18 protein-coding genes are annotated in these 22,190 nt (G+C 64.0%); 9 read left to right on the top strand and 9 right to left on the bottom strand.

Translation table 11 applies throughout. The features are described from left to right. Window positions 1-16 precede the first annotated feature (16 nt). The 3 genes from U5A89_RS00780 to U5A89_RS00770 are packed head-to-tail and all read right to left on the bottom strand — an operon-like array spanning window position 17 to window position 2,443. Window positions 17-1,009 carry an SMP-30/gluconolactonase/LRE family protein gene (locus U5A89_RS00780; protein WP_338159321.1) on the bottom strand — a complete coding sequence of 331 codons (993 nt, stop codon included), beginning with the start codon at window positions 1,007-1,009 and terminating at the stop codon, window positions 17-19. Then, entirely contained in the window at window positions 1,006-2,109 is a 1,104-nt protein-coding gene (locus U5A89_RS00775; RefSeq protein ID WP_338159320.1) for a Gfo/Idh/MocA family protein, read from the bottom strand. The genes U5A89_RS00780 and U5A89_RS00775 overlap by 4 nt, the downstream gene beginning before the upstream one ends. 58 nt (window positions 2,110-2,167) lie before the next feature. Beyond that, window positions 2,168-2,443 carry a response regulator transcription factor gene (locus tag U5A89_RS00770; RefSeq protein WP_338159319.1) on the bottom strand — a complete coding sequence of 92 codons (276 nt, stop codon included), beginning with the start codon at window positions 2,441-2,443 and terminating at the stop codon, window positions 2,168-2,170. A gap of 312 nt (window positions 2,444-2,755) precedes the next feature. On the opposite strand from U5A89_RS00770, the gene U5A89_RS00765 reads away from it, so the two are divergent. Further along, window positions 2,756-4,102, top strand: coding sequence for a GntT/GntP/DsdX family permease (locus U5A89_RS00765; RefSeq protein ID WP_338159318.1), 1,347 nt, complete (start codon window positions 2,756-2,758; stop codon window positions 4,100-4,102). Between the two features lie 40 nt (window positions 4,103-4,142). After that, entirely contained in the window at window positions 4,143-4,820 is a 678-nt protein-coding gene (locus U5A89_RS00760) for a FadR/GntR family transcriptional regulator (protein ID WP_338160128.1), read from the top strand. 4 nt (window positions 4,821-4,824) lie between these two features. On the opposite strand, the gene U5A89_RS00755 is transcribed toward U5A89_RS00760, so the two are convergent. After that, on the bottom strand, window positions 4,825-5,040 hold the full coding sequence (locus U5A89_RS00755) for a hypothetical protein (protein WP_338159317.1): 216 nt from the start codon (window positions 5,038-5,040) through the stop codon (window positions 4,825-4,827). Between the two features lie 39 nt (window positions 5,041-5,079). After that, window positions 5,080-5,250, bottom strand: a complete 171-nt coding sequence (locus U5A89_RS00750) for a shikimate kinase (RefSeq protein WP_338159316.1) — start codon at window positions 5,248-5,250, stop codon at window positions 5,080-5,082. Window positions 5,251-5,450: 200 nt separating this feature from the next. Here U5A89_RS00750 and U5A89_RS00745 point away from each other — a divergent pair, with 200 nt between their 5' ends. From U5A89_RS00745 to U5A89_RS00735, 3 genes are all read left to right on the top strand, one after another. After that, the gene (locus tag U5A89_RS00745) at window positions 5,451-8,474 is read left to right on the top strand and encodes a glycosyl hydrolase family 28-related protein (protein ID WP_338159315.1); all 3,024 of its coding nucleotides are present in this window, start codon (window positions 5,451-5,453) and stop codon (window positions 8,472-8,474) included. Between the two features lie 136 nt (window positions 8,475-8,610). Further along, window positions 8,611-9,762 (top strand): FAD-dependent monooxygenase, encoded by a 1,152-nt coding sequence (locus U5A89_RS00740; RefSeq protein ID WP_338159314.1) that lies wholly within the window; start codon window positions 8,611-8,613, stop codon window positions 9,760-9,762. Continuing rightward, the gene (locus U5A89_RS00735; protein WP_338159313.1) at window positions 9,759-11,285 is read left to right on the top strand and encodes an aldehyde dehydrogenase family protein; all 1,527 of its coding nucleotides are present in this window, start codon (window positions 9,759-9,761) and stop codon (window positions 11,283-11,285) included. Before U5A89_RS00740 ends, U5A89_RS00735 begins: the two co-directional genes overlap by 4 nt. Before the next feature lie 66 nt (window positions 11,286-11,351). Here the strand turns inward: U5A89_RS00735 and U5A89_RS00730 are convergent, their stop codons facing one another. The 4 genes from U5A89_RS00730 to U5A89_RS00715 form a co-directional block, all read right to left on the bottom strand. Further along, a complete protein-coding gene (locus tag U5A89_RS00730; protein ID WP_338159312.1) occupies window positions 11,352-11,975 on the bottom strand; it encodes an isochorismatase family protein in 624 nt (207 codons plus the stop codon). Window positions 11,976-11,978: 3 nt separating this feature from the next. Then, window positions 11,979-13,862: a hydantoinase B/oxoprolinase family protein gene (locus U5A89_RS00725; protein ID WP_338159311.1), complete on the bottom strand. Its 1,884-nt coding sequence runs from the start codon at window positions 13,860-13,862 to the stop codon at window positions 11,979-11,981. Between the two features lie 11 nt (window positions 13,863-13,873). Then, a complete protein-coding gene (locus tag U5A89_RS00720; protein WP_338159310.1) occupies window positions 13,874-15,931 on the bottom strand; it encodes a hydantoinase/oxoprolinase family protein in 2,058 nt (685 codons plus the stop codon). Between the two features lie 271 nt (window positions 15,932-16,202). After that, window positions 16,203-17,711 (bottom strand): aldehyde dehydrogenase family protein, encoded by a 1,509-nt coding sequence (locus U5A89_RS00715; RefSeq protein ID WP_338159309.1) that lies wholly within the window; start codon window positions 17,709-17,711, stop codon window positions 16,203-16,205. A 245-nt stretch (window positions 17,712-17,956) separates the two neighbouring features. Between U5A89_RS00715 and U5A89_RS00710 the strand changes: the two genes are divergently transcribed. The 4 genes from U5A89_RS00710 (at window position 17,957) to U5A89_RS00695 (ending at window position 22,158) form a co-directional block, all read left to right on the top strand. Continuing rightward, window positions 17,957-18,745: an IclR family transcriptional regulator domain-containing protein gene (locus U5A89_RS00710; protein WP_338159308.1), complete on the top strand. Its 789-nt coding sequence runs from the start codon at window positions 17,957-17,959 to the stop codon at window positions 18,743-18,745. Between the two features lie 87 nt (window positions 18,746-18,832). After that, the gene (locus tag U5A89_RS00705; protein ID WP_338159307.1) at window positions 18,833-19,726 is read left to right on the top strand and encodes an alpha/beta hydrolase family protein; all 894 of its coding nucleotides are present in this window, start codon (window positions 18,833-18,835) and stop codon (window positions 19,724-19,726) included. Between the two features lie 48 nt (window positions 19,727-19,774). Next, entirely contained in the window at window positions 19,775-20,791 is a 1,017-nt protein-coding gene (locus U5A89_RS00700; RefSeq protein WP_338159306.1) for a DUF1838 family protein, read from the top strand. After that, complete coding sequence (locus U5A89_RS00695; RefSeq protein ID WP_338159305.1) at window positions 20,788-22,158, top strand: MFS transporter; 1,371 nt, start codon at window positions 20,788-20,790, stop codon at window positions 22,156-22,158. Before U5A89_RS00700 ends, U5A89_RS00695 begins: the two co-directional genes overlap by 4 nt. Window positions 22,159-22,190 lie beyond the last annotated feature (32 nt).

Genomic DNA, 22,190 nt, shown 5'->3' with positions numbered 1-22,190 from the left:
AGGCCAACGCCCGCCGCTACAGAAGCGGGACAACCGCCAACCTGTCCGACGATGTCAGGAACAGGCTTTTCCCGCCCGCACCAAAGCAGCAATTGGCGACCGCCTTGCCGGTGCCGACGATGCCCAGCAACACCCCGTCCGGCGTCACAATATGCACGCCGCCCGGACCAGTCGCAAAGACATGGCCGTCGGGCGCGACCTTGATCCCGTCGGGCAGCCCCGGCATCCCCTGCGCGCGCTGGCTGCGCATGTCGTGGAACAGGCGCTGGCCGATGGGACGGCCTTTGGCGTCCAACCTGTAGGCGCGCACCTCCGGCTGCGTCTCGTCGGACAAGGCCAGATACAGCGTACGTCCGTCAGGCGACAAAGCCACACCATTGGGGCGGTGATGACTGCCATCCAGCAACGCAACGTCGCCGTCCGGCGTCAGCGCATAAAGACCGTTATGGCCGACCTCACGCAGCGACGGCGCATCGCCATCGGCAAAACCATAAGGCGGATCGGTGAAATAGATGGTGCCCGATGGCGCGATGCATAGATCATTGGGGCTGTTGAACCGCTTGGACTGGAACCGGTCGGCCAGGATGGTGCGCTTGGTCGTTCGCAGGTCGATCCGCACGATCGCTCGCGTGCCGCTGTCTGCCGCAACCAAACGCCCGGCCTTGTCGATGGCAAGGCCATTAAGGCCAGCCTCGCGAATGCCGGACGGGGTGGCGGTCTGCAATCCGGCCGGTGACAGAAAAGGCTTCGCACCTTGGCCCGCCCGCCAGCGATAGACGATATTGGCGGGCGGATCGCTGAACAGCAGATAGTCGCCCTGCGGCACCCACACCGGCCCTTCGGCCCAGCGGAATCCATCGGCCACTATCTCGATCTCGGCAGATGGCGAAATGATCCGATCCAATGCCGGGGACAGGCGCGTAACGCTACCCACCTTCGTGGGACCAGCGGCCATCGCCGCGACCGGCATGGCGGCCAATGACGCCAGCACGGTCCGGCGCGTGATCAAGCGCCGATCCTGACGCTGCGGCCCTGCGCCGCGGACTGGTAGATCGCCTCGATCACGCGCAGGTCGGCCAGCCCCTCTTCGCCAGGCACGATCGGCGTCTTGTCCTTCAGGATGCATTCGGCGAAATGATCGAGTTGCCCGGCAAACTGCGTCTTGGCGGCCGGGGGCAGGGTGCGCGGCGCGGTGACGCCATCCTTGCGGATCGTCATGCTCTGGCCCGCATAGGGTGTCGCCGGGTCCATCCCGATCCAGCCCTGCGTCCCATGGATGCGATAGCTATTATGCCCGCTGCTGTAACTGGAAATACAGTCGGCCACGATCCCGGACGGAAAGCGCAGCAGGAAGCTGATCCGGTCCTCCACCGTGCGGAAACGCGGGTCGGACCGGTCGGTGGACTCGACCGCGCTCACCTCGACCGGTTCCTCGCCCGTCAGATAGCGCGCGGCGTTCAGGCTGTAGATGCCGATATCCATCATCGATCCGCCACCGGACAAGGGCTTGTCCAGCCGCCACTGGCCCGGCTTGATCGGAAAACCATGTTCCGCCGTAATCAGCCGCGTGGGGCCGACATGCCCGCTGCGCGCCAGATCGATGGCGAGGCGGTTATACGGTTCGAAGCGCGACCGATAACCGATCATCAGCTTTTTGCCCGCCGTCTTGCAGGCCGCGATCATCGCCTGGCAATCGGCGACCGATGTCGCCATCGGCTTTTCGCACATCACATGTTTGCCCGCCTTGGCGGCGCGAATGGCATATTCTGCGTGCAGGCTGTTGGGCAATATGATGTAGACGGCATCGATATCGGGATTGTCGCGAATACGATTGAAATCGGCATAGCTGTAGCGATGCGTCTTGGGAACGCCATATTGGTCGCCGAAGCTCTCCAGCTTGGCAGGCGTGCCGCTGACCAGCGCCACGATCCGGGCGTGGTCGCAACCGGCGAAATTCGGCATGATCTGGCGCGTGGCATAGGAGCCCAGCCCAACGATCGCATAGCCGATCTTGCGCGATGGCGCCGCCGCCACACCGCTGCCGACAGAGGCCAGCATCAAGCCCGCGCCCAGACCGCCGATTACCTCACGCCGCGAACCGATCGTCATCTCTGTCTCCCTATAGGCTGATCTGTGTCGCCTTCACTACGCAGGCCGCAGGCCAGGCCTACGCTGCCCGAAGCCAGCCCAGATTGCGCGCGGCGATCGCGGCCTGCGTCCGGTTGCGCACATTGAGTTTGCGCATCAGCGCCGTCATGTGCACCTTCACCGTGGCTTCCGCCATGCCCAGTTCATAAGCGATCTGCTTGTTCAACAGGCCGGAATGGACACAACGCAGCACCTTCATTTGCGTGGGGGTCAGCGCAGGCGGCTCGTGGGGTCTTGCAGGCTGTCGAAAATCCTGCTGCTCGAAACTATCGTGCAGGTCCAGCGCAATGACCATCCGTCCTCTCCCTGTTCGATCCGCCTTGGATCAGCCAGCCTGTTTTGGCCTGCCAGCTTAATCAAGATCGTTAGCGCTAACAATAACGGGATTGGTCCGACAGGTTCAAGTCGGAAATGCGATATACGACGTCGCGACCATAGAATATCCTGAAAAGACGCGATATCTGTCTAACAGCTTTATGAAGACGCTTATGCGGAGCGCCGCTATTACGGCAAGCCAGAAGGGGAGAAGGATGACGTTAACATTGCGTCGGCCGACCGGGGTCGATCATCGCCCGACCAGACTGTCCAACGGCGGAGCCTTCGGGCGATGACACCGGCGGACTATCGCCTAATCCTGTCAGCCGTCATCGGCATAGCGCTCTCCATCTTCCTTATCATCCGGGGCCGCCTGCATCCGTTCGTCGGCCTTCTGTGCGGCGCCTTCACCGTGGGCTTGCTCGCGGGCCTGCCCATGGAAGAAACCGCCAAGGCGGTCGAAAAGGGTGCAGGCGCTATTCTGGGCGGTACGGGTCTGGTCGTCGCGCTCGGCCTCGGCCTCGGCGCGATGCTGCAATTGTCCGATGGCGCTGGCGGCATGGCCCGCGCCGCGTTGCGCCTGTCGGGGGTGAAAGGCGCGCCATGGGCCAGCCTGTTCACCGCGATTGTCATCGGCCTGCCGCTCTTCTTCGAAACCGGTCTGGTCTTGTTGCTACCAATCGTCGCCTCCGCCGCGGCTGCGTTGCCCGCAAGCCAGAATGGCGATACCGCAAAGTTGCGCCTGATGCTCCCCGCGCTGGCGGGCCTGTCGGTCGTCCATGCGCTCGTGCCCCCACATCCTGGACCGTTGCTGGCGGTCAATGCCTTGGGCGCCAATCTTGGCCTGACCCTGCTCTACGGTCTGATCATCGGTATCCCGACCGCGATCATCGCCGGGCCACTACTGGCGCGCTTCACCGCGCCCGGCGTCAAGCTCAGCCCGCCGCTGCTCGATCCGGTCAAGGTCGATGTCGCCACCCCATCCGTCGCCCGCTCGCTGGCGGCCGTGCTGCTGCCGGTCGTCCTGATCGCGGCCGGGCAGGCCGTCGCGCTGCTGCCCCCTGCGGTGGCTGTGCATTTCTACTGGCTCAGCTGGGTCAGCGATCCGGTGGTGGCGCTGCTGGTCGCCGTCCTCGCCGCCTTGCCGTTGCTGTTCGGCGGCCGCATTACCGATCGCACGATCCAAAATGCAATCTGGACCGAAGCGATGACGCCTGCTGGCGGCATCATCCTGGCGATCGGCGCTGGCGGGGCGCTCAAGCAGGTGCTGGTGACGGCCGGGCTGTCGGACATGCTGGTGCGGGTGGCCGATGGCGGCGCGATTTCGCCGCTCATCCTCGCCTGGGGCGTGTCGGTCTGCATCCGCTTGGCCACCGGCTCGGCCACCGTGGCGACGATCACGACCGCAGGCGTCATGCAGGGGCTGGTCGCGGCATCGGGCGTGGAGCCGGAATGGATGGTCCTTGCCATCGGTGCCGGCTCGCTCTTCTTCTCCCACGTCAACGATCCCGGCTTCTGGCTGGTGAAAAGCTATCTAGGCACGGATATGGCGGGTACGTTCAAGACCTGGTCGATCATGGAAACGGTGGTCGCGATCGTCGGACTGTTGCTGGTGTTGCTCGCCAGCAGCATTTTCTAAAATGGCGAACCATTTCTTCTCGCGCCCTGCCCATGGCCCGTTGAACCAGACGCGTCTGTCCGATCATGTCTATGCCGCGATTGTGGACATTATCAAGGGCGAAGCGCTGGATGTGGGCGACCGCCTGCCTGCCGAAGCGCGCTTGGCCGAAATGTTCGGCGTGTCGCGCGCGATCGTGCGCGAAGCGCTGATGCGGCTGGCGTCGGACGGCATTACGGAGGCGCGGCGGGGCGCCGGCTCCTTCGTCAAGAGCCGCCCATCGGACCGGCTCGCCGCCTTCATGCCGTCCACCGAGTTACCGACGACGCTAGGCAGCTATGAAGTGCGCTTCGTGCTGGAGGCGGAGGCGGCGCGCCTGGCGGCCAATCGCCGAACGCCGCAGGACATGGCGGATGTAGAAGAGGGCATGGAATTGCTGCGCGCCGCCCTGCTGTCGAGCGAACCGGCCCATGTGGAGGATATGGAACTCCACCGCCGCATCGCGCAGGCGACCGGCAATCCTGCCTTTCTCGTCGCTTTCGACGCGCTTCACGCCGATGTCGACAAGATCATGCGCGCGGGCGTGGATATCAGCCGGTCGCGCCCGCCGGAGGTGATTGCGACGATGCTGCGCGAACATGACCAGATCGTCGCGGCCATTCGCGCACAGGACGCCGAAGGTGCGGCCCTCGCCATGCGCTGGCATTTATGGGAAGGGCGACGGCGGCTGATGTCGTGACTTATCAGCTGCTGTATATCCAACTAAGTGATTGATTAAAAAGAATTGGTTGGTCCACGCTACTGTTCAGGACCAGCGCTACCTCATCGGCTGAGGGCCGTTCCCGACCATGTTCCAGCAGCACGAAGCGCACCGGCGCGCCGATGCCCGCACGCAGCCGATCCCGGTAGCTTTTCCGCGGGGCGCAGCAGGCCGTAATAACCGTTACAAATGTCTCCATCGCTGTCACACTGGCCTGCGCCAACCGGTCGAGCCAGGGTCAGCGATCCTCGTCCATCAGCGGATCGCCACGCCGCATCTTCTCGACCGCGTCGGGCGCATGATAGTCGTCGCCTTCCAGAAACGGGCACGCGAACGCGTCGGCCAGTAACGCCCCCAGTGTCGATTTGCCGCAGCCGCTCACTCCCATGACGATCACGGCCAAAGGCATTGGGGACAGGGGATCGGCAAATGGCGGCAAAGCAACGTCTTTTGTAGAGTAGGCGACGGTCTGACGTGCATCGCAATGGCGCAGACCCTTGTACCAGCCCGGCCGAGGCCATGAAAACTACGACCTTGGTCGCAAGTGCCAAAGGCAGCCTCACCTTATAGCCGTGCGACGCAGCAAGATAACAAGATGGAAGGTCGGCTATGATCGCACGCAGCATGACCGCCGCTTTATTGGCGGCGACCACTCTGGCAACACCGGCTTGGGCCGCGACCCAATCGGTTTTCCCTGTAGCACCCGAAGAACCGACCGCCGTCACGGTGAAGGCCAGCGGCGACGGCCGAGCGGACGACAGTGCCGCGATCCAGCAGGCGCTGGACCAAGCGCGCGACACGACCGGCCATGGCATCGTCTTCCTGCCATCGGGCACCTACCGCATCAGCCAGACGCTGGTCGTGCCCGCGGGCGTCCGCGTCTATGGCGTCGGGCCGACCCGCCCGGTCATCCTGCTGGGCGCCCGCACGCCGGGTTTCCAGAAGGGCGTATCGACTATGATCGTCTTTGGCGGCGGCGATCAATATCGGGTGGGCAAGGTGCCCGTCCCCGTGCCCACGATCGTCCCCCGCGACAAAGTGGTGCGCGACGCCAATTCGGGCACCTTCTATTCGTCGATGAGCAATGTCGATATAGAGATCGCACCGGGCAATCCGGCGGCGGCGGGCGTGCGTTTCCGCATGGCGCAACATGCCTTCCTCAGCCATATGGAGTTCCGTCTTGGGACCGCCTTTGCCGGCGTCTATCAGGCCGGCAATGTCATGGAGAATGTCCATTTTCAGGGCGGCCGCTATGGCATCGTCACCGAAAAGACGTCCCCCGCCTGGCAATTCACCCTGCTCGATTCCAGTTTCGACGGGCAGAGCCAGGCCGCGATCCGCGAGCATGAGGTGGACCTCACGCTGGTCAACGTCGCCATCCGCAACACGCCGGTCGGCATAGAGATCGACCGCGGTTACAGCGACAGCCTGTGGGGCAAGGATGTGCGCTTCGAAAATATATCGAAGGCGGGCGTCATCATCTCCAACGAGAAGAATGTCTTCACCCAGATCGGCTTCGACAATGCGCTGGCCGTGAACGCCCCGGTCTTCGCCCGCTTCCGCGATAGCGGCCGGATGATCGATGGCAAGGGCAAGGCCTATAAGATCGCATCCTTCTCCTACGGCCTCGCCATCCCCGACCTCGGCCACACGGGCGATTACAGGACCGACGCGGACATCCAGCCGCTATCCGCCATGCCCGCCCGCCGCGCGCCAGCCATTCGCGACCTGCCCGCCATGGCCGATTGGGTCAACGTCCGGTCGCTGGGTATCATGGGAGATAGCAAAGCGGACGACACCGCCGCGATCCAGAAGGCGATCGACAGCCACCGCGTCCTCTATTTCCCGGTCGGTTTCTACAAGGTGACGAACCCGCTGATTCTGCGCCCCGACAGCATCCTGATCGGCCTGCACCCCGCCATTACCCAGCTCTACATTCCCGACGACAATCCCGCCCATGCAGGGCTGGGACCGGTGCTGCCGATCCTGGAAAGCCCCAAGGGCGGCGACAATATCCTCTCGGGCCTTGGCCTCTTCACCGGGCGGGTCAATCCTCGTGCCTCCGCGCTGCTGTGGCGGTCGGGCGAGAACAGCCTGGTCGAGGACGTGAAGATCATGGGCGGCGGCGGCACCCCGACGGCGGACGGCAAGATGCTGGGCGCCTTGCGCGTCAACGCGGGTGACCCCATCACCGACGGGCGGCTGGACGCGCAATATCCCAGCATCTGGGTGACCGACGGTGGCGGTGGCACCTTCGCCAACGTCTGGAGTCCCAATAGCTTCGCTCAATCGGGCCTGCACGTCACCAACACCAGCACGCCCGGCCATGTCTATGAAATGTCGGTCGAACATCATGCCCGCAACGAAATCGTCCTCGACAATGTGCAGAATTGGGAATTCCTCGCCCCGCAGACGGAGCAGGAGGTCGATGACGGTCCCGACGCTATCTCGCTCGACATCCGCAATTCGAAAAACCTGCTGTTCGCCAATTATCACGGCTATCGCGTCACCCGCACCTACGCGCCGGAGGAAAGCGCGGTGAAGCTGACCAATTCCAGCGCCATCCGCTTCCGCAACGTCCACATTAACGCCGAAAGCGGCTTTGCGACCTGCGACGACGAGGGCTGCGGCACCTTCCTGCGCGCCAGCAAATATCCGTTCGACAATGCGATCGAGGACGTGACGGCCAAACGCTTCGTGCGGGAACGCGAGTTCGCGCGCCTCGACATCGGTGCAGCCGATCGCGCCATCCCGCCCGCCTCGCCCAGTATCACGCCGGTCGAAAAGCTGGAGGACGGCTTCTGGTCGATTTCCGGCGCGACCGTCGATGCGCAGGGCGCGCTCTATTTCATCGACCGCCGGTTCCAGCGCATTCATCGCTGGAGCGAGGGCAAGGGGCTGGAGATCGTGCGCGATCAGGCGCTCGATCCGGTCAATCTGGCGATCGACGCATCGGGGCACCTGCTGGTGTTGTCGTCGCTCGGACCAAAGGCCGGCGTCTATTCGATCGACCCGAACGGCCCGCCGGACCAGATGACGCTGATCCAGCCAACGCCGGTCCGCGCGAACGGCACGGCGAAGACGCTGCTGCCGGTCAACTGGTGGAACAATGGCGAGTTTCGGGACCAGCTTGATCCCAAGACTTACACATTCACGACGCTCGCCGACATGTTCGCTCGCGACGTCGGCACGCCCAAGGCGCGCGAATATGTATCTCCCGACGGCAGCCTGTCGCTGCCCGCCTTCCGCGTCTGGCAACAGGGACCGGTCAATCATGTCGGCTGGCGTTGGTCGGACAGCCTGAACGCCAATGGCCTGGTCGGGGGCAAAGCAGGTGAACGACTGTTCGTCACCAACGGGTCGGAGAATATCACCTATAGTGGCACGGTCGGCGCGGGCGGCACGCTGACCAATCTCAAACCCTTCGCCAATCGCGGCGGCGAAAGCGTCGCGGTGGACGGGCAGGGGCGCGTCTACGTCGCGAATGGCCAGATCTTTGTCTATGGCGCGGATGGCCGGGAAACCGGCAGGATCGACGTGCCGGAACGGCCCTTGCAGATCCTGTTCGGCGGCCCCGACAAGCGCACGCTGTTCATCCTGACGCACCACGCGCTCTACGCCGCCAAGCCCTAAAAATGGGCGGGCGGCACCCAGACCTGTATCCGTTGATGGCATCGTTAACCGCATACCGGATAGTATCTCGTCCCTCATCGTGGCAGTGGGCAACAGCGTTCAAATGGCGTTTGATCCTCTGCTATAATGGTGAGAAATGGTTGCTTCCAAACATGTCGTGATTGTCGGTGGCGGGATCGGCGGCATGACTGCCGCCACCGCCATCGCCCAGGCGGGCCTGCCCGTCACCCTGCTGGAAGCCGCGCCGCAATTCGGTGAGATCGGCGCGGGCGTCACCCTGTCGCCCAACGCGATGAAGGGGCTGGACCATATCGGCGTGTGCGAAGCGGTCGCCGCCGTGGGCATTGAACCCTCGCGCCAACGCATCCAGCACTGGCAGGACGGGCGCACGTTGATCCCCATCAACCGGGAAAGCCAGCGTGCAAAATATGGCGCCCCTTACGTCACCGTCCACCGCGCCGACCTGCACACCGTATTGCTCGACGCCGCGCGCAAAGCGGGCGTGACGCTGCGCACCAATGCCGCCGCCGTGGCGACCGAAGGGACCAGCGTCATCCTGAAGGATGGCAGCCGGGTCGATGGCGACGTGATCGTCGGCGCGGACGGCGTGAAGTCGGTCGTGCGCGAACGGTTCGAAACCAGGCCTGCCCAGTTCACCGGCCATGTCGCCTGGCGTGCACTCGTCCCGGTGGAGGGGGCGGTCAAGCCGCTGGCCGATTATCCGGGCATCCATATCGGGCCGGGGCGGATGGTCACGCGCTATCCGGTGCGCGGCGGGACATTGCTCAACATCGTCTTTTTCGCGCGCCAGTCCGGCTGGACCGACGAAGGCTGGGCCATCCCCGCCGACGCGGCTGATCTTGGTGCGATCTATGCCGACTGGTGCGAGGACGTACAGGCGCTGATCGGCGCGGCGGCCAAGGTGCCGCTGTTCAAATGGGCGATCAACGCGCGCCAGGCGCTGCCCGACTGGGTGGTGGATGGCAATGTGACGCTGCTGGGCGACGCTGCCCATGCGATGACGCCGTTCCTGGGCCATGGGGCGGCCTGCGCGATCGAGGATGCGATCGTGCTGTCCCGCGCGCTGGCGGCGGGCGACACGGTGGAAGACGGCCTGCGCCGTTATGTCGCCGCACGCCATGAGCGGGCCAGCTTCATCCAGGCCGAATCCAACGCCAATGCCGACCGCATGCAGGGGCAGGAAACCAACAGCTTTGGTCTGGGCGAAATGCGCGACGAGGAATTGCTGGGCCTGTTCGACTATGATTGCCGCACGGTGCCGGTATGAGTGACGCCGTGATGAATGACGCAGCAAAGCCTTTCGACGGCCATGCCATCGCGCCGGAAACGGCGGCCTTCCTGAACGGACCGCACCGGTTGCTGATCGATGGCGCATGGGTCGATGGCCATGGCGGCACGCGCGTAACCACCGATCCCGCGACCGGCCTGCCGCTTGCCACCGTGCAGATGGGCGACGCGTCGGACATCGACCGCGCCGTCGCCGCCGCACGCCGCGCGTTCGAGGGGCCATGGCGGCGCATGACCGTATCGGAACGTACCGCCCTGCTGTTCCGCCTCGCCCGTATCATGGAGGGCAACAGCCAGTTGCTCGCCGAACTCGACGTGCTCGACAATGGCATGCCCATGTTCATCGCGGGCCTGACCGTCGCCAACTGCGTCGAGATGGTCGATTATTATGCGGGCGCGATCATGCGGATAGAGGGCACGACCATCGCCCCACCGCGCCATGTCGCGGCCGAAGCCGAAGCGCTGACCTATACGCTGCGCGAACCGGTCGGCGTCGCGGGCCAGATCGTGCCGTGGAACGTACCGCTGTCCACCGCCATTTTGAAACTCGCGCCCGCGCTCGCCGCCGGATGCACCGTGGTCATCAAACCGTCGGAGGAAACGCCCCTGTCGATCTTGGCGCTGGGCGCGATGATCGTGGAGGCGGGCTTCCCTTCTGGCGTGGTCAACATCGTCAATGGCCTGGGCGCGACCGCCGGGGCGCGGCTGGCCGAACATCCCGATGTGGACAAGATCAGCTTCACGGGCTCCACCGCCACCGGCAAGCGGATCGTGCAGGCGGCGCTGGGCAACCTCAAGAAAGTGTCGCTGGAACTCGGCGGAAAATCGCCGGTCGTCGTCATGCCCGACGCGGACCTCTCGCTCGCCATCCCCGGCGTAGCGCTAGCGACCTTTTTCCTGCAGGGTCAGAACTGCATGGCTGGCACGCGCATCTTCGTCCACGACGCGATCCACGATCAACTGGTCGAGGGGCTGGCTGCCTTTGCAGGGTCGATGGCGCTAGGCCATGGCCTGTCGCTGGCGACGCAGCAGGGGCCGATGATCTCCGACGCGCACACCGCCAAGGTGATGGGCTATATCGACGGCGCGATAGCCGCGGGCGCCACGCTGGTGGCGGGCGGTAAGCGGATCGACCGCCCCGGCAACTTTATCGAGCCGACGATCTTCACCAACACCACCCCCGACATGGCGGTGGTGCGGGAAGAGATTTTTGGCCCGGTCATGACGGTGCAGCGTTTTGCGGACAACGACTTGGACAGTATCGCAGCATTAGCGAATGACACGCCGTTCGGCCTGTCGGGCAGCGTCTGGACCCGCGACCTGTCCACCGCCCACCGCCTGGTCTCTCGCATTCGCGCAGGCCATGTGTCGATCAACTGCCATGGCGCGGTCGGTACGAACATCCCCTTCGGCGGCTACGGCCAGTCGGGCTGGGGCCGCGAATTCGGTAAGGAAGGAATGGATGCCTATCTGGAAACCAAGGCGGTCACCGCGCGGCTGTAACCGCCGCCACGTCGCCCTTGCCCATACCGTTCCCCGGCGAAGGCCGGGGAACGGCAACGTCGCGAATTAACTGCCAATCAGCTCGATCGCCGCCGCTTCGCTCACGACCTCGGAATATTTTGCCTGAAGGTCGAACAGATTGGCCTCATGCGGCGCAGGATGCCGATCGCCGCACGCTTCGCGCACCACGAACGGCACGAACCCATGTTGCAGCGCATCTAGCGCGGTGGCACGGACGCAACCCGACGTCGAAAAGCCGGTAATCAGCAACGTGTCGATCCCCTGCGCCGCCAGCGTCGATGCAAGCGAGGTGCCGAAAAAGGCCGACGCATATTGTTTCGACACGATGGTATCGGCTTCAGCCGGTTGCAGCGTAGCGGGAAAAGCGCCCATCGCCGACCCGCGCTGGAAAGCGGAGAGGGCAGGCACTTTGCGGTAGAACAGTCCGCCATCCGCGCCGCCCGGCTGATAGACGACATTGGTGAAGATCACCGGCAGCCCCGCCGCCCGTGCCGCCGCCACCAGACGCTCGTTCGATTCCAGCGCGACCTGAAACGCCGGATCGTAGAGCGGCGATCCGGGCGTCAGGTAGGCGACGACCACGTCCACGATCAGCAGCGCAGGCTTGGCCCCAAACCGGAGCGCGCCGTCGAACGCGCCCCGATAATTGTCGGTCAGATCCCCTGTCATCGCTTATTCCGCCGCGATGGCGTCGGGTGTTGCCCACAGCCGCTGGCGCGGCGCGGGCAGGCCGGTTTCCGCTTCGCAATTGGCGCGCAGCGTTTCGATGTTTGGGCCGAAATCGAACACCATGTCAGGATCGCGCACATTGGACGCGACCATGCTGGCGCGCAGTGCGGCGGTTGCACCTTCATCGACGCAGCCATCGACGATCACCACACCATAGGATCGCGCGCCCTGCACCGTTACCAGACCCTGGCGGATTTCCTTGGCGACCAGCGCCGGGTCGCGCTTGAGCGGATCGCCCCAGCCGCCGCCACCCCAGGTAATGAAGTGCAGCACGTCGCCGGCCTCGACCTCATAATCCTCCAACTTGTTGCCCACGATCGTCTGGGTGCCATCGGGCTTTTCCAGGACTTTGCGCGCGCGCGCACCCGGATGCCCGCCATTGACACCCCATGGCGGCACGAACCAGCGGTCGTCATGAATGGCGATCGCGCCAGCTTCCAGGAAGCGATAGGAAACCTTGATCCCGTTGCCGCCGCGATGCAGCCCCGCGCCGCCCGAATCCGCGACCGTTTCATAGGCTTCGATGACCAGCGGGAAATAGCGTTCCAGAAACTCGTTGGGCACGTTGGTGAAGCCGGGGAACAGCGAATGGCCGTCCGGCCCGTCGCCCATTGGTCGACCCGGCACGCCGCCGAAGCCGATCTGGAACAGCTGGAAATATTTGCCGTTCCGGTCCGTCCCCGAATAGAAAAGATGCGGCGAGGACGAAAACCCCGCAGCGTTCAGGAACTCGGGCGTCTTCTGCCCCAGCAGACCGCCCAATATGTCGAAGATGCGGCCCAGCGCATGGGTCCGCCCCGACAGCGCGGCGGGGAAGTCGGGCTTGAGCAGCGACCCCTGCGGAATACGCACGTCGATCAGGTCGTAAAAGCCGTCGTTAAACAAGATCTGGGGATCAAACACCATGATCATGTAGATGCCGAAGAACATCTTGAGCATGTTTTCGTTGAGGAAGAAGTTGATCGACGCCGGGCTTTGCGGGTCGGTGCCATCGAAGTCCAAGATCACCTTCTCGCCCTCGCGCCGCATGGTGCAGCGGATCCGATAGGGACCATAGCCCATGCCGTCGTCGCAGATATAGTCCTGGAAGCTGACCGGTTCCTCACCCACAGACGTCGCGATCAGATGCTTCATCGCCCGATAGTTGCGGGCCAGCAGTTCGTTCGTCGCTGACACGAACACATCGTCGCCAAAACGATCGGCCATTTCCACCACGCGGCGCGCAGCTACGCGGCATGCAGCAATCAGCGCGTTCAAATCCGCCGAACACCATTCGGGGGTGCGCAACTGCGTCATGATCAGCTTGACGAGGTCGGTGTTATAGACGCCCTGCTTGTACAGCTTGATCGGCGGGATGCGCACGCCTTCCTGGAAGATGGAGGTGGCGTCGATCGGCATCGATCCGGGCACCTTGCCGCCAATATCGCTCATATGGCCGAACATCGAGGTATAGGCGATCAGGCGACCGTCCTTGAACACGGGCAGCAGCACCAGCCAGTCGTTGCAATGGCTCACCGCGCCGCCGACCGAATAGGGGTCCGACAGCATGATCATGTCGCCTTCCTCGACCGTGCCTTCATAGCCTTCGAGGAAAGGGCCGATATAGGAGCCGAACTGGCCCACGATCATGCGGCCCTGATGATCGGCGATCAGGGGGAAGGCGTCCCCCTGTTCGCGGATGCCGGGCGACATGGCGGTACGGACCAGCGTGGCGTCCATTTCGACGCGGGCGTTGCGCAGTGCGTTCTCGATCACCTCCAGCGTAACCGGATCGATCGGGCTGGGGTTGAAGGGGGCGTCGTTGCGCTGAATGATGGTTGCGGGCATCGCTAAGTCCTTCAGGCCTGGGTGGTCGGGTTGATAAGGATGTTGCCGACACGGTCGACAAGGCCGGTGCAGTCCGCTTCGATCAACGTCGTGGAATCCATTTCGATGACGATCGCGGGTCCGGGGATGGTGTCGCCCTGGCACAGCTTGGCCCGGTCGTAGATGACGGCAGCGCGCAGTTCCCCGTCGATCCACAATTGATGGTCGCGGATCTTGGCATTGACCGGATCGCCATTGCCGACCGGCAGGTCGGCCGCGGGCAGGTCGGGCGCCTGGCCCAGCGCTACGGCGCGCAGGTTCACCAGTTCATGCGCGGATTCCATGTTGAACGTGAACAGCCGCTTATGCTCCGTATCGAAGCGGGCGGTGATCCCGGCGAGGCCATCCTGCGCCAGCGTTTCTGGGTCGATCGACAGCGGCACTTCGAACGCCTGGCCTTCATAGCGCACGTCGATTTCGAACAGGCTGGTGATCTCCGCTTCCGGCACGCCATCGGCGATCAGCGCGTCGCGGGTCTGCTTGGCCATTTCGTCCAATATGCCGCGTACTTCGGATTCCTGCGTCTCGCTGAACCGGCGGGAGAAGGAGCGGGCGGTTTCGGCGCGCATCTGCGTCGTGGCGTCGCCCAGCGCGCACAGCACGCCGGGGCTGACCGGCGACACGGCGGGCCAGCTGCCCATCAGCCGCGCGACCGCATTAACGTGCAGCGGACCTGCGCCGCCAAAGCCCATCAGTGCGAAGTCGCGGGGATCATAGCCCTGCTGCACCGAAATCATCCGCAGCGCGCCGAACATATTTTCGTTCACGATGTCGATGATACCGCGCGCCGCTTCATAGAGGCCGATGCCCAGCGCGTCGGCGATGGTCTGCACCGCCTTTTCCGCGCCCGGCTTGTCCAGCTTGAACGTGCCGCCCAGCAGCGCTTCGGGCAGATAGCCCAGCACGACATTGGCGTCGGTCACGGTCGGCAACGTGCCGCCCTTACCATAGGCGACCGGTCCCGGCACCGCGCCGGCCGATTGCGGGCCGACGCGCAACGCCTTGGTCAGTTCGGGCACATAGGCGATCGATCCGCCACCTGCGCCCACCGTCTTGACGTCCAGCGCCGACGCGCGAACCGACAGGTGCCCCACTTCGGTGGTGCGCACCCGGCGCGCTTCGAGATTTTCGATCAGTGCGACGTCGGTCGACGTGCCGCCCACGTCCAGCGTCAGGATGTTGCGGATACCGGCATTCTTGCCGACCCACAAAGCCCCGGTCACGCCGCCCGCCGGACCCGACATCAGCAGTGCGACAGGCTGTTCCTCGGAACTTTCCGACGACATCAGCCCGCCGTCCGACCGCAGCAGCGACAATTGCCCGTTCATCCCCGCGTCGCGCAAACGGTTGCGCAGATTGCTGACATAGCGGCTGACGATCGGGCGGACGGACGCATTGGCGACGGTGGTCAGCGTGCGCTCATATTCCTGCATTTCGGGCAGCACCACATGGCTCAGCGAAATGGGGATGCCGGGCAGGATTTCCGCCGCCAGTTCGCCGACACGCTGTTCATGCGCACCGTTGATATAGCCGTTGACCAGGCTGACCGTCAGCGCCTCGACGCCGCGCGCCTTCAGCGTTTCCAGCACGGTGCGGATGTCGGCGTCGTCGATCGGGCGCAGTTCCTTGCCCTGCGCATCCATGCGTCCCTTGATCTCGAACGTATCCTCCAGCGCGGCGAGCGGCACGGGCTTGGGCCATACGATCCATCCGGCCAGGCCGCCGGGCACGAAGCTGCGTGCGATCTGCATGACCTGGCGATAGCCCTCCGTCACGATCAGGCCGACGCGCGCGCCCTTGCCTTCCAATATGGCGTTGGTCGCGACGGTGGTGCCGTGCAGGAAAATCTCGATATCGGCCGGGGTAATGTCCGCCTTGTCGCAAATGGCGGTCACGCCATTCAGGATACCTTCGGAACTGTCATGCGGGGTCGACGGCGTCTTATGCCGCCAGAAAGAGCCGCTATCTTCCTCGAACAAGAGCAGGTCTGTGAAAGTCCCGCCAACGTCAACGCCCAACCGATAGGCCATAAGCACCCCATGTCCAACAGCCGCCGGGCGTGCGTCCCTCCATTCAGGGGAGGGGCCGCACTGCCGCAGGGCCAGATTACCGAAATATCGTCGCGATCCCGCAGGACCATCGCCTGACCGCAACCCACCGCATCGGCGCCGCCGGGACCAGCCTCCGCCGCCGTTTGACCGCCATGCGAGCAAGCAGGGCTTTTGAACGCAAAAACGCAACGGCCCGCGCTCCATTTTGGGGAGGCGCGGGCCGCTAAGGTGAGCTATTCGACGCTCCTGATCAGATCACTGCGCAGACTGTCTTCCATTCCAGATAGCTGTCGAGCGCCTGCTTGCCGCTGTCCCGGCCCCAGCCTGATTGCTTGACGCCGCCGATCGGCAGGCTGGCGTCATACATGGCGTGGCAGTTGATCCACACCGTCCCGGCATGGATCGCGCTACTCATGCGATGGGCGGTGGACAGCGACTCCGTCCACACGCTCGATGCCAAGCCATATTGGCTGTCGTTGGCCGCCGCGATCACTTCATCCGCATCGTCGAAACTTTGCGCGACCAGCACCGGCCCGAACACTTCTTCGCGCACAATCGCCATGTCCTGCCGCACGTCCGTCACCAGTGTCGGCGTGATGAAGGTGCCCGCTTCGCCCAGCCGTTCGCCGCCAGTGACGATCGTCGCGCCATCCGTGCGCGCGCCGTCGATGAAGCCTGCCACCCTTTCGGCATGACGCGCCGATACCAGCGGTCCCATCTGTGTCGCGGCATCCAGTCCATGGCCCAGCGCCAGTCCCTGCGCATAGGCGGCGACCCCCTCGATCACCTGATCGCGGATACTGCTATGCACATAGAGACGCGATCCCGCGATGCACACCTGACCGCCGTTGAAGAAGATCGCGTTGGCGACCCCGGGGATGGCAAGGCTCAGGTCCGCATCGGGCATCACGATGGTGGGCGACTTGCCGCCCAATTCCAGGGTGACGCGCTTGAAGTCGATCTTGGCTGCGTCCAGGATCGCGCGGCCCGTCGCGGTGGAGCCGGTGAAGGCGATCTTGTCCACGCCCGCATGGGTGGATAGCGCTGCGCCGGTCTTGCTGCCCAGGCCTGTGACGATGTTCAGCACGCCCGCGGGCAAGCCCGCCTCCAGCATCAATTCGCCCAGCCGCAGCGCCGATAGCGACGTATCTTCGGCGGGTTTGAGGACAAGGGTGCAGCCCGCCGCCAGCGCCGGGGCCAGCTTCATCGCGGTCAGCACCAGCGGGGAGTTCCACGGCACGATCGCCGCGACCACGCCCACCGATTCGCGCAGCGTCCAGGTCGACACTTGCTTGCCCTGCGGCTGATAATCGATCGAACTGTTGAGCGTCTGCCCCTCAATCGCCATTGCCTGCCCGGCAAAGAAACGGAACTGGTTGACCGCGCCGGGAATCTCTGCCCAGCGCCCCACGAACAGCGGCTTGCCCTGGTCCAGCGTTTCCAGTTCCGCCAATTCGTCGATATGCGCCTCGATCAGGTCGGCGATCGCCCACAGGATGCGGGCGCGGGCCACCGGCGTCGTCGCGCGCCAACCGGGCAGCGCTTTGCGCGCGGCGGCCACGGCTTCATCGACGTCGGCTGTCGACGCATCACTGATTCGCGCCAGTTCGGCACCAGTCGCGGGGTCCAGCGTCGCAAGCGTGGCGCTACCTTGGGCTTCGCGCCATTCGCCATCGATCAACAGGCCGTTGCCCCCGCCGCGACGGTCGATGAACGCTTGCGTATCAGGGCGGAGCGTGGGGCGGGAAATGTGCAACATGGGCATGTCCTTGCAGATAAAGCGTAAATGGCACGGGTTAGGCCGCAACGGCGACGGGCGCCTACCCATCAAGCAGAACCCAAGCGTTACAACGCAGCGTCACGCCAACAACGCTTTTGGTTCCGGGTTAACCGGAAAAAGAGCAAATCTATCCGACTGTCGGATAATCATTGCCCGACTATCCGATCTATGAGAATTTCATGTTCCCTTATCTGCAATGGAAATGTCACGAGGGAGTCGCAAACATGGAAAAGGGTGTACCTATCCGATCGATCAGCCGGTCGATCTCTGCGCTGCGGGCCATCAACCAGCATGGCTCTCTTTCGATGATGGAAATATCCCGGGCATCGAAAGTCCCTTATCCCACCGCCTGCCGCATCGTGCAAACATTGCTGTATGAAGGGCTGATCGAACAGGAACCGTCGCGTAAGCGCTACCGGGCCACCGCCATGGTGCAGACGTTGGCGCAGGGGTTCCAGCATGGCGACCATCTGGTCAACATCGCACGGCCCCATATATTGGCGCTCACGCAGGAAGTCGGCTGGCCGATTTCCATCGCCATCCGCGTCGGCCGCCGCATGATGCTGCGCGACAGCACCCATGCCAACACGTCGTTAACCTTCGAAAATTACTATCCCGGCTTCACCCTGCCGATCCTCGACAGCGCGTCGGGCAAGCTGTCGCTCGCCTTCGCGCCTGATGAAGATCGCGACATGATCCTCAACTGGATGCGCATATCGCAGGACATCGACCTGGATTATCTGACCACGGCGGAAGCCAGCTTGGACGTGGACAAGATCCGCCAGAACGGCTTTGCCGTGCAGGGGCGCAACCATTTCAACCGCACGCCGGGCAAGACCAGCTCGATCGCCGTTCCCATCTTTTGCGACGGCATATTTGAAGCGGCGATGACGATGGTGTTCTTCGTCACCGCGATGAAGATCGACGCGGCATTGGAGAAATATTTGCCGGTCCTTAAATCCTACGCGGCCGCCATCAGTCGTGATCTCAGCGAACCGGCGGGGCAGGCCTGAAGCACAAAGGGCGCGGTCCATGCTCGCCTGCCGGACAAGCATTGCGTCCCGCTATGGTCGATCGGTCCGCCGGATAGGCTGCGGGATATGAGCTTCATCCTTTCCCGGCGCGCGATGCTGACGGCGACAACCGCTGGTCTCGTCTGCACTCTTCCTGCCTTTGCGGCCTCTGTCAGCAAGGCAGCCCAACTGGCGCTGACCACGTCGGACGGGCGAGAGGTGCAGGTGTGGCGCTGGACGCCACGCAGCCGCCCGATCGGCACGATCGCCTTTTCCCATGGCGCGGCATCTGCCCCTTGGAAATATGATCGGCTGATCGGTCCCTGGGTGAAAGCGGGCTATATCGTGCTCGCCCCGCTCCATGTGGATTCGACCGATCACCCCCGCACCGCTGATTTCAAGGGTCTGACCAGCTGGAAGGCGCGGATCGAGGATATGCGCGCCCTTTCGCAGCATATCGGCGGACCCTATATCGCGGCGGGTCACAGCTATGGCGGACTGACGGCGTTGACGCTGGGCGGCGCAGAAGCGGTCGTGCCGGACGGCGTCGTCGCACCATTGCGCGATGCAAAAGTGATTGCCGTCGTCGCCTTTTCCCCGCCTGCGCCCATCCCCGTGCTGATTACGGCGGCGGGCTATGGCGCGCTCGCCGTGCCTGCGTTGATCCAAACCGGCACGGCGGATCTGCTGCCGGGCATGGACCAGAACGGCGAAGGCTGGCGGGGTCATCTGGCAGCCTATGACGCCGCCGCGCCGGGAGGCAATCGCTATGCGATGGTGCTGGACGGGGTCGATCATTATTTCGGCGGCGCGATCTGCGAACCCACGCGCCCCGGCCCGCTCAAGCTGCGCGAGATCGCCCGGGCGGCGGACACCTCCATCCTTTTCCTACGTGCCTATGGCTCTGCCTCCACCGTTGCCCGTCGAATGCTGGACGCGCGGATCGGTCGCCATGACGGCATGGACATCACGCATAAATAGCGGGCCGACCGCTCAGACTCGTTCAACTATAAAGGGGAATAATCGATCATGACGAATGATGGCATTACGCGACGCCAGGGTTTGGGTCTCGCTGCACTGGCTGCCGGGGCGATCGCAGCCCCGCGCGTCGCGACGGCGACGACGGGGGTGCCGTCCTTCGTGACGAAGATTGATTTCAAGGATCCGGTCTGGAACCGCGATACCTTCGCCCGCCTGGACGGCGACCTTAATCCCGCCAAGGAAAAGATCGGCTGGCTCAAGGGCAAAGCCTGGGGCGTGCGCGACAATGAAAAGGTCCGTCCGCTGTTCGGCGTCGACGGGTTCAGCGTCGTTCGTGTCAAGAAGCTGGAAGATGGCGGCTGGCGCCGGATGCTGCGCGAAATCGTTTTCTATCGCGATCTGGAAAGCGGCGAGATCCTCAAGACCTGGCGCAATCCCTACACCAATGAAGATGTGCGCGTGGTGCCGATCGCCAACGATCCGTTCAACTTCACGATCAGCGAGTTCGTGCCGCAGGCGCCCTCCTATGGCGGATTGCAGAAGACCGTCGCTGCGCCCAAGCCCTTCCTGCTCGACTGGAGCGAAGGCCCGGACGACACGCTGGTGTGTCAGACCGGCATCGACATGATGTATCCCAATGCGCTGCAGCCCGATAAATGGCCGCGCGAAAGCTCAGGCGTCATGAACCGCGTATCCGAACAGTTCATCTATTCGGTCAAGCGCGCCGACGTGCTCAACCCCCGCCTGACCCATCTGCCCCATGTCGGCGCATGGCAGCGTATCACGCCCTGGTTGCCGTGGATGCTGATGGGGCAAGCGCCCGGTCATATCAGCTATCTGACCAGCTTCGGCACCATGCCGACCATCGAATCGCTGCCTGCCGACCTGGTGGCCGCCGCTCGGGCAATGGACCCCAAATGGCTGTCCGCGCCCACGACCGACTATGGCCCATCGCTCTCCAGCCTGGAAAATTATGCGCGTGAGCAAAAGCCCGCGCCCGTACCCGCTGGCTGGTCGCCGCCGCAGCCTCCCGCAGCGCCCACCGCTGGACCGGGCGCGCGATGAGCGGCGCGGCCGCCATCGTCGAGGGGATCGAACCGGTCGAAAAGGGCGAAAACGCTCTCGGCCTTGGCGGCCAATTGGCCTATGGCGCAGGTCAGGTGGCGGGACAGGTGTTCCGCGACCTACCCTCGCTCCTGCTGCTTTTCTTCATGACCACCGTGCTGGGCATCGAACCGGCGGTGGCGGGCGCGGCGATTTTCGTACCCAAAATGGTCTTTGGCATTGGTAGCGACATCGCCGTTGGCGTGTTGTCCGACCGATGGCAGCGGCGCGTCCACCGTCGCTGGTGGTTGCTCGCGGGCGCATGTGGCGCGCCGGTGGCGATGCTGTTGCTCTTTCATGTGCCTGAAGGCTCCACGACATTGCGCATCGCTTATGTCGCGGCGATGTTCAGCCTTTACATGATCGTCTTTGCCAGTTTCTCGGTGCCTTATCTCGCGCTGGCGGGCGAACTGACGGCTTCCCCGCGCCAGCGCAACGTCATCATGGCGTGGCGGCTGGTGTTTACGGCGCTGGGCGTGATGGTATCGGGCGGGTTGGCGCCTGCGCTGGTCCAACATTGGGGCGGCGGTCAGGCGGCCTATGAATTGATGGCGATGGTGCTGGCGGTCATTTGCCCGGTGGCCTTGCTATGCGCCTTTTTCGGCGCCAGCCGGGTAGCCCAGATCCAACGCAACGCCCCGCCCAGCGCGCCGCGCGTTCGGCTGACCATGCGCGAAGCCGTGGCGGTCCTGGCGCACCGTCGCTTTTCGATATTGCTGTCGGCCAACCTGCTGCAATTGATCGGCCAGGGCATGTCCTATGCCTCGATGCTCTATTTCCTGTCCTATAATATGGCGCGGACCGATGCCTTGACGTTGATCGGGCTGCTGGTGCTGACGGCGTGCGCAGGCATCATCGTCGCACAACCCATCTGGGTTGCAGCGGCAGCGCGTTTTGGCAAGCAACGTTGCTATGTCGTCGCAGCCCTTATCCATGGCGCCTTCTTCGCGCTGTGGGGCTTTGGCGCGCAATGGGGTGCGACGGCTGCGCTCTTCTTCTCCTTTGCCGCAGCTGTGGGCAATTCGGGTTGGGCGATGCTCGGCTTTTCCATGGTGGCAGACATATCGGCGGACGACGATCGTCATGCGGGCCTCTATTCCGCAGTATGGATCGCGGCCGACAAGATCGCGTTCGCGCTGGGCGGCACGTTGCTGACCGGGCTGCTTCTGTCCGGCTTCGGTTTCGACGCGGGACGGGCCGTCATGGGGCTTCCGCAATCGGCTGGCGCGCTGACGGGCGTGATGTTCGCGTTCGGTATCATCCCCGCTCTGCTCAATCTGTGCGGCGCGATCATCATGGGCCGGAGCCGGATGGCCCGCTCCGCCTGAACCAACATCCTATATTTCCGGGAGACTGGCCT

It is taken from the genome of Sphingobium sp. HWE2-09 (assembly GCF_035989265.1).
In the GTDB taxonomy this organism is placed as follows: Bacteria; Pseudomonadota; Alphaproteobacteria; order Sphingomonadales; family Sphingomonadaceae; genus Sphingobium.
Note: the sequence above shows the minus strand (reverse complement) of the source record. Positions and strands in the feature narration are given on the sequence as shown.

Bases quoted from the DNA above. Each gene is read 5' to 3' on its own strand.
- U5A89_RS00775 (WP_338159320.1), bottom strand. From the start codon at position 2,109: ATGACGATCGGTTCGCGGCGTGAGGTAATCGGCGGTCTGGGCGCGGGC.
- U5A89_RS00770 (WP_338159319.1), bottom strand. From the start codon at position 2,443: ATGGTCATTGCGCTGGACCTGCACGATAGTTTCGAGCAGCAGGATTTT.
- U5A89_RS00765 (WP_338159318.1), top strand. From the start codon at position 2,756: ATGACACCGGCGGACTATCGCCTAATCCTGTCAGCCGTCATCGGCATA.
- U5A89_RS00755 (WP_338159317.1), bottom strand. From the start codon at position 5,040: ATGGAGACATTTGTAACGGTTATTACGGCCTGCTGCGCCCCGCGGAAA.
- U5A89_RS00750 (WP_338159316.1), bottom strand. From the start codon at position 5,250: ATGCCTTTGGCCGTGATCGTCATGGGAGTGAGCGGCTGCGGCAAATCG.
- U5A89_RS00745 (WP_338159315.1), top strand. From the start codon at position 5,451: ATGATCGCACGCAGCATGACCGCCGCTTTATTGGCGGCGACCACTCTG.
- U5A89_RS00740 (WP_338159314.1), top strand. From the start codon at position 8,611: ATGGTTGCTTCCAAACATGTCGTGATTGTCGGTGGCGGGATCGGCGGC.
- U5A89_RS00735 (WP_338159313.1), top strand. From the start codon at position 9,759: ATGAGTGACGCCGTGATGAATGACGCAGCAAAGCCTTTCGACGGCCAT.
- U5A89_RS00730 (WP_338159312.1), bottom strand. From the start codon at position 11,975: ATGACAGGGGATCTGACCGACAATTATCGGGGCGCGTTCGACGGCGCG.
- U5A89_RS00725 (WP_338159311.1), bottom strand. From the start codon at position 13,862: ATGCCCGCAACCATCATTCAGCGCAACGACGCCCCCTTCAACCCCAGC.
- U5A89_RS00720 (WP_338159310.1), bottom strand. From the start codon at position 15,931: ATGGCCTATCGGTTGGGCGTTGACGTTGGCGGGACTTTCACAGACCTG.
- U5A89_RS00715 (WP_338159309.1), bottom strand. From the start codon at position 17,711: ATGTTGCACATTTCCCGCCCCACGCTCCGCCCTGATACGCAAGCGTTC.
- U5A89_RS00710 (WP_338159308.1), top strand. From the start codon at position 17,957: ATGGAAAAGGGTGTACCTATCCGATCGATCAGCCGGTCGATCTCTGCG.
- U5A89_RS00705 (WP_338159307.1), top strand. From the start codon at position 18,833: ATGAGCTTCATCCTTTCCCGGCGCGCGATGCTGACGGCGACAACCGCT.
- U5A89_RS00700 (WP_338159306.1), top strand. From the start codon at position 19,775: ATGACGAATGATGGCATTACGCGACGCCAGGGTTTGGGTCTCGCTGCA.
- U5A89_RS00695 (WP_338159305.1), top strand. From the start codon at position 20,788: ATGAGCGGCGCGGCCGCCATCGTCGAGGGGATCGAACCGGTCGAAAAG.